Source organism: Chitinophaga polysaccharea, from assembly GCF_007829335.1.
In the GTDB taxonomy this organism is placed as follows: domain Bacteria; phylum Bacteroidota; class Bacteroidia; order Chitinophagales; family Chitinophagaceae; genus Chitinophaga; species Chitinophaga polysaccharea_B.
In genome coordinates, this window is record NZ_VIWO01000012.1 from 163500 (window position 1) to 176411 (window position 12912).

12 protein-coding genes and 1 rRNA gene are annotated in these 12912 nt (G+C 43.6%); 6 read left to right on the plus strand and 7 right to left on the minus strand.

Annotation, left to right across the window (positions count from 1 at the left end; all coding sequences use genetic code 11):
- The first annotated feature begins 438 nt into the window (after positions 1-438).
- Complete coding sequence (locus FHW36_RS28150) at positions 439-675, plus strand: hypothetical protein (RefSeq protein ID WP_145674389.1); 237 nt, start codon at positions 439-441, stop codon at positions 673-675.
- Positions 676-688: 13 nt separating this feature from the next.
- Positions 689-1102, plus strand: coding sequence for a hypothetical protein (locus tag FHW36_RS28155; protein WP_145674390.1), 414 nt, complete (start codon positions 689-691; stop codon positions 1100-1102).
- A gap of 164 nt (positions 1103-1266) precedes the next feature.
- On the opposite strand, the gene FHW36_RS28160 is transcribed toward FHW36_RS28155, so the two are convergent.
- Positions 1267-1623 (minus strand): helix-turn-helix domain-containing protein, encoded by a 357-nt coding sequence (locus tag FHW36_RS28160; RefSeq protein ID WP_145674393.1) that lies wholly within the window; start codon positions 1621-1623, stop codon positions 1267-1269.
- A 150-nt stretch (positions 1624-1773) separates the two neighbouring features.
- Between FHW36_RS28160 and FHW36_RS28165 the strand changes: the two genes are divergently transcribed.
- Entirely contained in the window at positions 1774-2484 is a 711-nt protein-coding gene (locus FHW36_RS28165; RefSeq protein ID WP_145674395.1) for a trypsin-like peptidase domain-containing protein, read from the plus strand.
- A gap of 226 nt (positions 2485-2710) precedes the next feature.
- On the opposite strand, the gene mnmE is transcribed toward FHW36_RS28165, so the two are convergent.
- From mnmE to FHW36_RS28190, 5 genes are all read right to left on the minus strand, one after another.
- Positions 2711-4093 carry a tRNA uridine-5-carboxymethylaminomethyl(34) synthesis GTPase MnmE gene (gene mnmE, locus FHW36_RS28170; protein ID WP_145674398.1) on the minus strand — a complete coding sequence of 461 codons (1383 nt, stop codon included), beginning with the start codon at positions 4091-4093 and terminating at the stop codon, positions 2711-2713.
- A 136-nt stretch (positions 4094-4229) separates the two neighbouring features.
- Positions 4230-4904, minus strand: coding sequence for an energy transducer TonB (locus tag FHW36_RS28175; protein WP_186452646.1), 675 nt, complete (start codon positions 4902-4904; stop codon positions 4230-4232).
- Positions 4905-5131: 227 nt separating this feature from the next.
- On the minus strand, positions 5132-5722 hold the full coding sequence (locus tag FHW36_RS28180; RefSeq protein WP_145674411.1) for an ExbD/TolR family protein: 591 nt from the start codon (positions 5720-5722) through the stop codon (positions 5132-5134).
- Positions 5723-5786: 64 nt separating this feature from the next.
- Positions 5787-6446 (minus strand): ExbD/TolR family protein, encoded by a 660-nt coding sequence (locus FHW36_RS28185; RefSeq protein ID WP_145674417.1) that lies wholly within the window; start codon positions 6444-6446, stop codon positions 5787-5789.
- A 70-nt stretch (positions 6447-6516) separates the two neighbouring features.
- Positions 6517-7371: a MotA/TolQ/ExbB proton channel family protein gene (locus tag FHW36_RS28190; protein WP_145674423.1), complete on the minus strand. Its 855-nt coding sequence runs from the start codon at positions 7369-7371 to the stop codon at positions 6517-6519.
- Between the two features lie 748 nt (positions 7372-8119).
- On the opposite strand from FHW36_RS28190, the gene FHW36_RS28195 reads away from it, so the two are divergent.
- The 3 genes from FHW36_RS28195 to FHW36_RS28205 all read left to right on the plus strand — a co-directional run bounded on the left by FHW36_RS28195 (position 8120) and on the right by FHW36_RS28205 (position 12706).
- Entirely contained in the window at positions 8120-10675 is a 2556-nt protein-coding gene (locus FHW36_RS28195) for a zinc-dependent metalloprotease (protein WP_246121245.1), read from the plus strand.
- A 141-nt stretch (positions 10676-10816) separates the two neighbouring features.
- On the plus strand, positions 10817-11842 hold the full coding sequence (locus tag FHW36_RS28200) for a LacI family DNA-binding transcriptional regulator (protein WP_168766164.1): 1026 nt from the start codon (positions 10817-10819) through the stop codon (positions 11840-11842).
- Between the two features lie 30 nt (positions 11843-11872).
- The gene (locus tag FHW36_RS28205; RefSeq protein WP_145674432.1) at positions 11873-12706 is read left to right on the plus strand and encodes a hypothetical protein; all 834 of its coding nucleotides are present in this window, start codon (positions 11873-11875) and stop codon (positions 12704-12706) included.
- A gap of 118 nt (positions 12707-12824) precedes the next feature.
- On the opposite strand, the gene rrf is transcribed toward FHW36_RS28205, so the two are convergent.
- Positions 12825-12912 (minus strand): 5S ribosomal RNA (gene rrf / locus FHW36_RS28210); the annotation flags it as partial.

A 12912-nucleotide genomic window follows, 5' to 3' on the forward strand; every position in this document is an offset into this window, starting at 1 on the left:
TCGGAACTCGATTTAGGCAATGCAAAGGGCAGACTTGTATCCGTTATCATCATTACTATAATTCTACTGTTCATCTTATTCCATTAATCCATGACACCAAAAGAAAACTGGGAAACTGAAAAGCAGATAAAAACGATAACTAATATCCTATACCTAATAATAACAGGCCTTTTAATAGCGATATTCTTTGTTAAATGTCGTCACTGACCACAACATTATTAAAGCAGAATGCCCCACCACGGGGCATTTTTCATTTATAAGCATCTCATTTAAAAAATAATCCAAAAATTATTAAAAATCGTTGCCTAGTTCTAAAACAGCAGGGACCTTTAGCATAAATGCTTTCATCCATATCACACATATATAATGCATTGGGGCATACAATAGAACAAAAAATCAACCGGGAGTCTCTACTCCCGGTACCTTTAAAACGTAGTTATGCAAGAACATATAATAGCAATTAAATCCTTCGTGGAATGCTTTGAAGCGCCTGATATCGTTCCGAAGCTAATGTGGGAATTACTAAGTGCTGCTATCACCAGTGATTATGCTGATGACTGGGATAAAAACAAAAGAGCCGATATGCTACTGTTATATGAACAAATCTGTGCACTATCAAATGCAGCACACGGCATTTCCACTCCCCTGCTACTTCTGATGCAAAAACAACCTTAAAAATCGATCTACTATGACACATAAACATGACAACTCGCTTGATGAAGCGTTGCATCTCAGACAGATACTAGGCAACGATAGTAAACAGGAAGAAGCATTTGCTGCATTTATTGATGGAGCAAGAAACGGTAGTACTAAACCAAAATCAGAAACGGTTGCTAATCCCGGAAATATGCTTTACGATATTCATACGCTGTTAAATGGGTTATCAATTGCATTCAAAGAGTCATACAGCCAACAATGCAATATCTCAACTCCTACCTATTACCGGCAGATGCGCCCCTCTTATAAAATAGTAAATGATAAGAAGGTTGAAGTTCCGCAAAGCTTTTCAAACGCCGAGAAATATATGATTAGGAAAGTCCTTGACGATATATTCAAGGGGTTCTGCGATTTCTATGTAGATTTCCGGGCAGCCACAGAATAATGGCAGCTCGCAAATAAATATACGTTTAGCCTAATCTCATTAGGCTTTTTTTATGTTTAATGATATTCTGGCAGCATAACACCTCCAGCCGACTTTACTCCGATAAAACACGTTTGCGATCAGCAGAAATACATATTCCTGGATTACGGTCGATGTGCACAATATTAAGGGAGTAAGTCTTGCTTTTTAAACAGGTGTTTCTTGCCTATACGATTGCTACTGACCCGGCCTTCTTTCAACCATCTACGAAGGGTTAAAGGGCTGATATTTAGTACCTGCGCTGCTTCTTTAAGATTCAAGAGTGGCTTATCATCCAGTCTACGCCAAGAAGTAGCTGGCGGTGCAGTGATTGACCGTACACTTACGTTATCAATTGCTGATTTCAGCTTTTCTTCCCGCTTTGTCTGTTTATATGCCTTTCTATTGCAGACATGCGAGCAATACCGGGTAAGCATCGTTTTCGCGACAAATTCCTGTTGGCAATGCTGACAAACCTTATTCAGCCGAATATTACTGCTCATGTATGATATTTTTTTTAAAAATTGTGTTAGCTAAATAGAAGTTATAAAGCCATTACCATTACTAAAGTACAAGCATTTAGACGTGATATCCCGCGATAAATAATGCACTCATGTAGATAATTGCTATCTTTAAAAAAACAACAGTCAACCATGTTTCAGCAAGATGATAAAATTGTAAACTACTTTATTGCATTGGTGAAAGCGAAAAAACCGGTTCCTCCTTCCAAAGAATATGCACTTACAGAACTTATCGGAACAGGCTTCCTTATTGGAAATAATGGCTATGCTCTCACAGCTGCTCACGTAATTGAACAACTATTGGAGAATCATAATTCTGCAACAGATGCTATCGCTGGCACCTTTGTAGATACCCACTGGAATGTCATCGAGATTGAGAAATACGAAATGCACCCCACAGAGGATGTTGGCATTGTTAAATTCCGCGGCTCTGGATGGAAATCCATAGTCAAAATTGATCCCGTTGCTAAACACTCGGCAGTTGAATATGTATGTTGGGGATATCCTCATGAAACAGCGAAAGAAATACAAAAGCTAGATCCTGCTGCCATCATTATTCCCGAACTGATTTATACTCAGGGATATGTCCGAAGAAGAATAAGTCGTCAGCTTTACCCAACCATGATTTTTCGAGGTACGAAATTCTATGAACTAAGTGAAATAGTTGGAGGTGGTAACTCAGGCGCCCCTGTTTTACTCAAAGGTACCGAAGCCCCTTTTAACGTTTTTGGCGTATACATTGGAGAGAATGAACACGTCAGTTATGCGGTAAGACTGGCCGATATTTGCGACTGGGTCCCCTCAATTTTAGGAAAAGCAATTATTGATGAGGCAAACCTATAGTAGTCTATACAATTGCCGTGCATTGCGTATCATACTGTATCGTTTGAGTATCATACCGTATCGTTCTACTCCTGGATTCATGACACGAATTCCCTAACTTTTTTATTAGTAACCAACATCACAACTAAAAAACGCTAAATAAAGGCAAAGAAAGCATAACTATGAGCAAGTAAAACCCACTACCATAGCACTAAAGGCAAGAAAAAGCATATTAAAGGAAACGTGATTACTTCCCGATACAAAACTTACTAAAAATATAATCCAGCCTATCTTCATTCGTCACCTCTCCTGTAATCTCACCCATGTAATGCAGGCAAAGCCGGATATCCAGCGCCAGCAAATCACCTGGCAAACCGTTGTCCATACCGGTCTTCACATCATTAAGTGATTTATGCACTTCCAGCAGCGCGGCATGGTGACGGGCATTGGTGATGATGGTATCTTCTGTGTTGATGTCGCCGGCCATTACTTTGTGTACGAGGGCATCTTTGAGGTCCTGGATGTGCGCGTGATTTTTTGCGGAGATGAAAAGAATATCGGGGAATTCGGCAAACTTAGTTTTGATAGCGTCCTCTCCGTTAATGTCGGTCTTGTTACCTACGAGGAGGTAGTTGACCTGGTCGCTTTCAAAACTCTCAACCTGTCGACGTATATCCGTAACAGTTAGTTCATTTACATCAAAGAGGTATACGACTACGCCGGCTTCTTTAATTTTCTCCATGGTTTTTTGTACGCCGATACTTTCGATGGTGTCGATGCTTTCGCGTATGCCGGCGGTATCTATGAGGCGGAAAAGGATACCGTCTATGTTGAGAACTTCTTCGATAGTGTCGCGGGTGGTACCGGCGATATCGCTCACGATGGCCCTGTTTTCGTTGAGGAGGGTATTCAGGAGAGTTGATTTACCGGCGTTGGGTTTACCGACGATGGCGGTATTGACCCCGTTCTTGATCACATTACCCATGCGGAAGGAATCGATCAGGTGCTGAACAACAGCAGCGGCATCGATTACAAGCGAATACAGGCCACTGCGGTCGGCAAACTCCACGTCTTCCTGGCTGAAGTCCAGCTCGAGTTCAATAAGGGCAGAAAAGGTGATTAATTGCTCTCGGAGAGTATGTAGTTCTTTAGAGAATCCGCCTCTCATTTGCTGCATGGCCGTCTGGTGGGAGGCGGCGGAGTTGCTGGCGATCAGGTCAGCAACGGACTCTGCCTGGGTGAGGTCCAGTTTACCATTCAGAAAGGCCCGTTGGGTAAATTCGCCTGGCTTGGCCAGGCGGGCGCCGGCTTTAACGGTGGCATCTATGATTTGCTGCTGGATATAGGGAGATCCGTGACAGGATATTTCTATCACATCTTCACCGGTATAGGAACGGGGGCCCTTATACAAGCTGACCACTACTTCATCAATGACATGGCCTTCGGCAACGATGCTACCGAAGTGGAGGGTATGGGAGGCTTGCCGGGTGAGATCTTTGGCAGGAAATAGGCTATTACAGATGGGATAGGCAGCGGGGCCGCTCAATCTTATTACAGCAATAGCGCCGAGGCCTGGTGCGGTGGCAACGGCCACAATAGTATCATCAAATCCGGTTAATTTACCCAGCATACCTTATTTCATTTATGAATAATCCCAAAGGCCACAAATTTACGCACAATAGCGGCGATCACCAATTCTGCTAAAATCAAAGGTCCCGTTCCAACGATGTTGAAACGGGACCTTTGAAAAACTATGTTATACAGTACTACTCTTGCAAAGTAAAGCGGATAGGGAGGTTGAACTGTACAGAAACCTGGCGGCCATTTTGCTTACCAGCTTTCCATTTAGGCATGGTTTTCACCACGCGAACAGCTTCTTCTTCCAGGCCACCACCTTTTGCAGCACCTACTGTTTTTACATCTTTAATGTTTCCTTCAGAATCTACTACGAACTGAACGAATACAGTTCCTGAGATACCATTTTCCTGCGCAACGCGTGGATAACGGATGTTTTTGCTCAGGTATTTTGCCAGTGCTTCCTCACCACCTGGGAAGGTTGGAGGTTGTTCTACGAAGGTGAAGATCTCTTCTTTCGCAGGAGCAGCTGGAGCGGTTACCACACCGGTACCTTTACTATCTTCCAGTAATCCTGGATCGATACCGTTCGGATCACCTTCCACAGTTTTAGTACTGATGGCTTTATCCTTAATATCCTCGTGTTTAGGAGGTTCCTCATCCGGTGGTACTTCGTTATCTTTCTTGATAACCGGAGGAGTAAATTGTACTGACGGCTTTACTGGTGGCGGTGGCGCAGGCGGAGGTGGAGGCGGAGGTGGCGTCTTCGGATCATCCGGTAACTTCACATCCTCCATCTTAATTTCCTGTATCACCGGCTTCTTGAGGTTATCTCCCTCGGAAGCTTTTACCCACTGTGATATCATGTACGTTGCAAAGAATATTACAAACAATGACGCGGTTCCCAAAATAGCATTCCGCACACGCTTATTATACTGTCTCCGCAAATCGTACGCCCCATATTCTTTATTCCTGCCGTCAAACAGGATATCAAGAAAATCGGACTTTAAGACTTTAGCAGAATCCATTGTTGTTGTTTTATGATGGATGCAAAAAAATAATTAATTCCACAAAACTTTTAGCAGCTGGCCGATTATTTTACACCGTTTGCAGCTTCAGTAGACTGTATCCATTTTTTATCCTGGTCACTGATGTCTACAGTTGCATAACGTTGTATTCTATTGATAGCCATTTCGTCGAGGATGTCAACGAAATTCTTATAATTGGCATCGTTATCTGCCTTTATAATTACTACCACGTCTTCTGGTTCACCTTTTGCATTTCTCAGTTTAGCAACTTCGTCCCTCTTCTTAATGATCTCATCTCTGATTCCTCCGGTATTAGCAAAGCTGGTTGCTTTGAAGAAGTCAGGATTAGCAGAAGCATTAGGGTCTTGTGCCAAACCTTCGTAATAGTAAACTCGATTATCTTTTCCGAGTAAGATAGTCAGGGCCGTACTTTCTTTTACTTTATTCTGGTCCTTTTCGTTCTCGGTATCTTTTGGCATGATCAAGTCCATTGTTTTGGGCTTGGACATGGTAGTGGTCAGCATGAAGAAGGTGATCAACAGAAAACCTAAATCCACCATGGGCGTCATATCTACACGGGTAGACTGTTTCTTGGATTTCGTCCCACCGTGTTTCTTCCCTTTTCCACCACTACTACTGGTATCCATTTCTGCCATAGTAGCCAATTTTTTTTAGTTCTTAAATCAACAGCCTTCCAGGTCAGGAAGTAGTTGCTGTCGTTTACTTTTTGTGGCCTGCGGTCTGTTGTTCTTCCCAGGCTGCAGTGCCTTTAGGTGCTTCTTCCAGGTTAGTAACCAGGTTCAGCTTCTGAATTTTCTTCTTTTTGAAAGTATCCAGAATTTCCTTGATCTTAGGATAAGGAGTTTGGTTATCCGCCTTGATACAGTACTTTACCTTATTCAGGTTAGTACCCTGTGCCGCGTTACCATAATCAATCCATGCTCCTAATTCACCATTAGCAGAATCTGTAGGGATACCTTTATCCAGACCGGCAGTTTTACGTTGCTCTTCACTGAGAGACAGGTATTGCTTCAGGTCTTTGATTTGTGCTCCTACGCTGGCTCCAACTACAAAGTTTCTCATTTCTTTTTCGTCCAGACCCAGATGATACTGCGTATTCAGATCTTCTATCAGCTTTCTTCTTTTCGGCTGGCCATCCATGCTGAAAAACACTCTTCCGTCCTTATCTACTGTGAATAACAACACATCAGAATCAGGTAAAAGGGTTGTGTTTATGGAGGATGGGGTAACTACTGTTACCGGCTCATCCGGCTTGAATTTAGTTGCCAGCATAAAGAAAGTTAATAGCAGGAAGGCCACATCACACATCGCCGTCATGTCGATGTTGGTGCTTTTCCTTGGCATTTTAACTTTAGGCATCTTTACTCTTTTTTATGGTTTACTTTAATTAGATTCAAAACCGCTCAAATTCCACAAAATAATCTCAAAATTATTTGTGGTTAGCAGCGAAACTCTGTGTTAAAGTAAAGCCAGATTCGTCAATAGCGTAAGTGATGCTATCGATATTGGTAGTAAAGTAGTTATACATGATGATCGCTACAGCGGAAGTACCGATACCCAGAGCGGTGTTGATCAACGCTTCAGAGATACCACCTGCCAGCTGTGCAGAGTCTGGTGCACCACCGGTAGACATCGCCGCAAACGCACGGATCATACCCAATACTGTACCGAACAGACCTAACAGGGTAGCTACGGAAGCAATGGTAGACAGGAACACCAGGTTCTTTTCCATCATTGGCAGTTCCAATGCAGTTGTTTCTTCAATTTCATTTTTGATAGTCAGGATCTTCTGCTCAGTATCCAGTTCGGTGTTAGTCACCATTTCTTTATACTTTTTCAGACCAGCTTTCAATACGTTACCTACAGAACCTTTCTGTTTGTCACACTCAGCCAAAGCTGCATCTATATTGCGGTTAGCCAGGTGATACTGTACTTTACGTACCAGCTCAGAACCACTGAATTTACCTTTAGCTTTAGACAGGTAAAGGAAACGCTCAATAACGAAAGTCAGACATACCAGTAATACGGAGATCAGGATAGGTACGATCAATCCACCTTTGTACACAGTACCAAACCATTTACCAATACCAGAATCAATCGGATGTCCCTCTGGATTGTTACCCTGGAAGTTGGCTGGGTTACCTAATACAAAAAAGTAAAACAGAAAACCTATCACTAAACAGATAGGCACAGCCAACGCAGCGAACAGGTTGGATGACTTTTTAGGTTGATGAGAAGATGCCTTAGCTGTAGCTGCAGTCACAGTTGTTTTAGTCTCAGCCATGTTGATTGAAATTTTAGTGTTAAAAATTAAACTATTGTTTGTTAGAAGTTACTAAATACGATTGTTGTTACCATGGAATGCCCCTCAGCACTCAATTTACTGTTTTATTCAGTGATTCGCAAAGTTATAAGGTTGGTCCAAAAAAACAAGTGCAGCTCAAAAAAACCCACAAAAATTAACTTTCACACGTAAAAGCCCCATCACAGGGCTTTTTGACCACTCATTTTTTTAGAGCAAACACTTACATAAGCGAATAAACCAATATTGCAGTTCTCACAACTGATTGTTACTGTCCCAATTATTGAAATCGTTTGATTTTTTTCAAAGTTGGACGCACAATTTAAGAAAAAATTCAAATGTTCCAACAGAAATCTTACAATTCCGGGAACTTATTTCTTCCCGCGCCAGTCAACACTTTCAGCCGAAGCTAATTGGATTTAGCAATAAAACATCTGGAAATTCTGTCCTCATAAGTGGAAACTCAATACCGCCGCGGAAATTAATATACCATCTCCCATCACTCCCATATGAAATTATTATCTGCTATAACAATAAATACTTACATAAAAAAAGTTGCCACCACAACTAGTGTTTAAACGCTTAGCTCCCGGTTTTGCTCTTTTTTTTCCATTCCTACAGTCTTTACTGCGCTTATGGATTTTCCTGATAAGTTAATACTTAATATACTTACTTGCAAAGGTTTTTAAAAAAACATACCAAGTTATCAAAAACCAATTATCAAACTGTAATGAGCCAACCAATTCAACACAAACTGATACTCGCCATGGCAGGAGCACTCTGCCTGAGTACCGCAGTTTTACAGCCCGCCGCAGCACAGCGGAAAAAACATTCGAAAAATGCTTCGCCAACTACTCCTGCTCCCGCAAAAGATACAACCGGCAAAGCACCCATGATTAAACCTGGCCCCAAACAAGGCCCTAAACCTTTCGCAGAAGTTATTACCGATAAAGCAAAAAGCGACTCCGGATTATTCAATATCTATAAGCTGGACGACCGCTTCTTCTTCGAAATCCCCGACTCCCTCCTCGGCAGGGATATCCTCGTGGTAAACAGGATCTCCAAATCCGCAGCAGGCCTACGCGCCATGATGATGGGATTCAGCGGCGACATTATCAACGAAAATGTGATCCGCTTCGAAAAAGGACCCAACAACCGCATCTTCCTCAAAAATATCTCCTACTCTGAAGTATCCAAAGACTCTACCCAGCCAATGTTTACTTCCGTAAGGAACTCTAACCTCCAACCCATCGTGGCCGCTTTCGATGTGAAAGCACTGTCTAAAAACGAAAAAGGTTCCGTGATTGATATGACGGAATACCTCAGCGGCGATAACGAGATCCTCTTCTTCGATGGCCAGGTAAAAAATATGCTGAAACTCGGTGGCGTTCAACCAGATAAGTCTTACATCTCTGATGTAAAATCCTATCCGTTAAACACCGAAATCAAAACCGTAAAAACATACAGCAAAAGCGGCGGCTCCGCAGGCCCGGGTATGCCTCCGGCTCCAGGAGGTAATGCTACTGTGGAACTCAACAGCTCCATCGTATTACTCCCTGAGGTGCCCATGCAGCCTCGCTACTTCGATCCACGTGTAGGCTACTTCACTACCAGCGTAACTGATTTTGATGCCGATCCGCAAGGCGTGAAAAGACTCCAGATGATCACCCGCTGGCGCCTGGAACCAAAACCGGAAGACATGGAGAAATATAAACGCGGGGAACTAGTAGAACCCAAGAAACCCATCGTGTTTTATATAGACCCTGCTACCCCTGAAAAATGGCGTAAATACCTGATAATGGGCGTAAATGACTGGCAATCTGCCTTCGAACAGGCCGGCTTCAAAAATGCTATTATTGCTAAAATGGCACCTACTCCCCAGGAAGATTCGACCTGGTCTATTGAAGATGCCCGCTTTTCTGCTATCGTTTATAAACCTTCTGATGTTCCCAACGCCAGCGGTCCTCACGTACACGACCCTCGCTCCGGAGAAATCATCGAAAGTCATATCAACTGGTACCACAACGTAATGCGCTTACTCCGCAACTGGTACTTTGTACAGGCCTCTCCCAACGATACCCGCGCCCGAAATATGCAGTTCAGCGATGAACTGATGGGTGAACTGATCCGCTTTGTATCCTCCCACGAAGTAGGCCATACGCTCGGTTTACGCCATAACTTCGGCTCCAGCTCCGCTTATCCTGTGGAAAAACTGCGTGACAAAGAATGGGTGAAAAAGAACGGTCATGCCGCATCTATCATGGATTACGCCCGCTTTAACTATGTTGCACAACCCGGAGATGGCATCAGCGGCGCCGACCTCTATCCCCGTATTAACTATTACGATAAATGGGCGATCGAATGGGGCTACAAACTCCTGCCGGAAGCTAAATCACCGGAAGCCGAAACTCCTATCCTGAACAAATGGACGGTAGAAAAGCTGAAGGATAAGAAGTACTGGTTTGGTACGGAGTCCAATCCAGATGATCCAAGGTCACAAAATGAAGATTTGGGTGACAATGCCATGATTGCGAGCGGATACGGCATAAAAAATCTTCAATATATCATGCCAAATCTCCTGGCCTGGACCAGCGTGAAAAACGAAGGATATGCTAACCTGTCTGAGCTCTATAGGGAAATAGCCGGCCAATTTAGCCGCTACATGGGCCACGTAGCTAAAAACGTAGGCGGTATCTATGAAACTCCTAAAACCATAGAACAATCCGGCACCGTGTACGAATACGTTCCAAAAGCTACCCAGAAAGAAGCTATCCAGTTCCTTAACAAACAGCTGTTTACCACTCCTAAATGGCTGATCAACCAGGACCTGTTAAGTCGCTTCGGTGGCGATGGCGTTTCTCTCGTCCTTTCCCGCCAGGAACCGGTACTGGATCGCCTCATGAGCACCAATACCATCAATAAACTGGTAAGCGGAGAAGCCGCCCAGGGTGCACAGGCTTATACAGCAATCGATATGTTGAATGACCTGAAAAAGAATATCTTCTCCGAAATATACGCTCACCAGCCAATAGACGTATACCGCAGAAACCTGCAACGCGCTTATGTAGATAACCTCACAGAACTCGTGGCGCCTCCGGCTCCATCTGGTAATATGATGTTTGGCAGTGTTGCCAATCCATCCAAATCAGATGCTGCTGGTATTGGCCGTGCACAACTGGTAGCCCTGAGAACAGAACTGCGTGCTGCTACCAGTGGCGACGGCATGACCCGCAGCCATGTTCAGGACCTTATTGCCCGTATCAACAAAGCCCTGGATCCTAAATAACGACCAGGTATACACGAAATAACTGCCCCCTTTCCCGCATAACCGGAAAGGGGGCTTTCTTTAGCATCTACCCCAAAGCCTCGTAATTCTTCCGGAAATTGCTTAATATCGCTCCATTATTTACTCACGAAGCCTCAAAAAGTGAAAGATAGGACAAACAAAATAACGATATACGATATCGCCCATCAACTGAACCTGTCGGCATCAACCGTTTCACGTGCATTGCAGAATAATCCATTAATCAATATGGAAACACGTGAAAAAGTACAACAGGCGGCCAGCGAAATGGGGTATGTTCCCAACTGGATTGCTTCCAGTCTCCGGAAAAAAAGGTCCAATATCCTCGGACTTATCGTGCCCCGCACTTCTATGTACTTTCAAAGTACCGCTATCAGCGGTATCCAGCATGAAGCACACAAGTATGGATTCAGTATTGTTATTGGCCAGTCCGACGAAACAGTGGCTATGGAAAAGGAGCTGGTACATACTTTTTACTCACTTCGTGTAGACGGGCTCCTGGCAGTAGCTTCCATGTTTACCACCAATATCGATCATTTTAATCCATTCATTAAAAACAATATTCCACTGGTTTTTTACGATCGCGTGCCTGCAGATTTCCAGGGATATACAATTACCGGAGACGACTTTAAAGGTGGATTTCTGGCTACCGAACACCTGATAAAACAAGGGTGTAAACGCATTGCCCATTTCTCAGGCCTGCTTTCCTGCAACCTTTACCAACAAAGACTGGCAGGCTACAAGGAAGCGTTGGCCCAATACAATATCCCGTTCGATGAGCAACTGGTATATATCCACGACCTTACGATGGACGCTGCCACTACCGCCGCTCAGCAACTATTTGATGCGCAGAAAATGCCCGATGGCATGTTTGCCGCCAATGATAGTTCTGCCGTGGCATTCATTCGTGAAGCCAGGAACCGTGGCATTGCCGTACCACAACAAATCAAAGTAGTGGGATATTCCAATGATCTATCCTCCCGTATTATCTCTCCATCGCTCACCACGATAGAACAATCCGGGTATAATATGGGGCAGAAAGCAGTAGAAACAATTGTTCAATTGATTAACCACGAGGAAAGCGTGAAAGTTACCAGGAACTATGTGTTCCCGGTAGAATTAATTAAACGGGAATCAACACAGTTATAACCTTTACAAAACAATATGACCTGCAACTTTATGAAACCGTCTCTGTACACAGCACTCGTATGCGCTGTTATTATCACCTTATCTGCCTGTAGTAAACGTATTTATGTACCTAACATGGTTAATGCGCCGGTACTAAAGGAAAAATATGAATTCAAAGGCAGTATCACGCCTACCAATCTGCAAGGCGCCTTCGCCGTAACAGACAACATTGGTATTATGGCCAGTGGACAATATCTCTATGGGTTCAACGCCGCAGATCCCGCAAATAGCAATGACCGCTCTGACAACGGCAACCTGTTCGATAATACTACCCGTGGTAGTATGATTGAAGGAGGTGCTGGCTACTTTAAACCTTTCGGGCCATCCAAAAAAATGGTGTTTGATGTATATGCGGGTTATGGAGGCGGTAGCTTCAAGACCCTGGCCCCCGACTATAAGACTGGCGCTGGTGTGGATGTTAATGATTATACTATTAGAAATCACTTCAGCAAGGTATTTATACAACCTAGTATCGGCTATGTACACCGGGTAGTAGAAACGGTTTTCACCAGTCGCTTTACCATTGCTAATTTCTACAATAGCAGTATGGGCACTAAAGCATTTGAGAACAATCCGGATGAAAAAAATAAATTCCTCCGGGTAGCTGACAAACCTGTCGGTTTTTATGAACCGGCTTTTACAGTACGTGTGGGGTATAAATATGTGAAATTCCAGGCCCAGCTACAGTTTTCCGTTCCACTTAATGATAACTATGATTACAATAACAGTGTGAATAACGTTAATAGTTATTTTCAACCGGTGGCCTTTAATATGGGAGTAGCGGTGAACCTGGCACAATGGTATAACCAGGCAAGAAGTAGGTAACACAGGAGTTATTTTCCGGGGAGATATTCTTACAGAGAAGGATTCGCAAAGAGATTTTCCCGGAAGATCCGATAAACAAAAAAGCCTCAGTGTATAAACACTGAGGCTTTTTTAATAAGTATGGCAGCTACCTACTCTCCCGCATGATAGTGCAGTACCATCGGCCATGAGGGGCTTAACTTCTCTGTTCGGAATGGGAAGAGGTG

Coding starts and splice junctions, on each gene's coding strand:
- FHW36_RS28155 (WP_145674390.1), top strand. CDS start 689: ATGACACATAAACATGACAACTCGCTTGATGAAGCGTTGCATCTCAGA.
- FHW36_RS28185 (WP_145674417.1), bottom strand. CDS start 6,446: ATGCCTAAAGTTAAAATGCCAAGGAAAAGCACCAACATCGACATGACG.
- FHW36_RS28195 (WP_246121245.1), top strand. CDS start 8,120: ATGAGCCAACCAATTCAACACAAACTGATACTCGCCATGGCAGGAGCA.
- FHW36_RS28205 (WP_145674432.1), top strand. CDS start 11,873: ATGAAACCGTCTCTGTACACAGCACTCGTATGCGCTGTTATTATCACC.
- FHW36_RS28160 (WP_145674393.1), bottom strand. CDS start 1,623: ATGAGCAGTAATATTCGGCTGAATAAGGTTTGTCAGCATTGCCAACAG.
- FHW36_RS28165 (WP_145674395.1), top strand. CDS start 1,774: ATGTTTCAGCAAGATGATAAAATTGTAAACTACTTTATTGCATTGGTG.
- FHW36_RS28150 (WP_145674389.1), top strand. CDS start 439: ATGCAAGAACATATAATAGCAATTAAATCCTTCGTGGAATGCTTTGAA.
- FHW36_RS28190 (WP_145674423.1), bottom strand. CDS start 7,371: ATGGCTGAGACTAAAACAACTGTGACTGCAGCTACAGCTAAGGCATCT.
- FHW36_RS28180 (WP_145674411.1), bottom strand. CDS start 5,722: ATGGCAGAAATGGATACCAGTAGTAGTGGTGGAAAAGGGAAGAAACAC.
- mnmE (WP_145674398.1), bottom strand. CDS start 4,093: ATGCTGGGTAAATTAACCGGATTTGATGATACTATTGTGGCCGTTGCC.
- FHW36_RS28175 (WP_186452646.1), bottom strand. CDS start 4,904: ATGATATCACAGTGGGTAAAAGCTTCCGAGGGAGATAACCTCAAGAAG.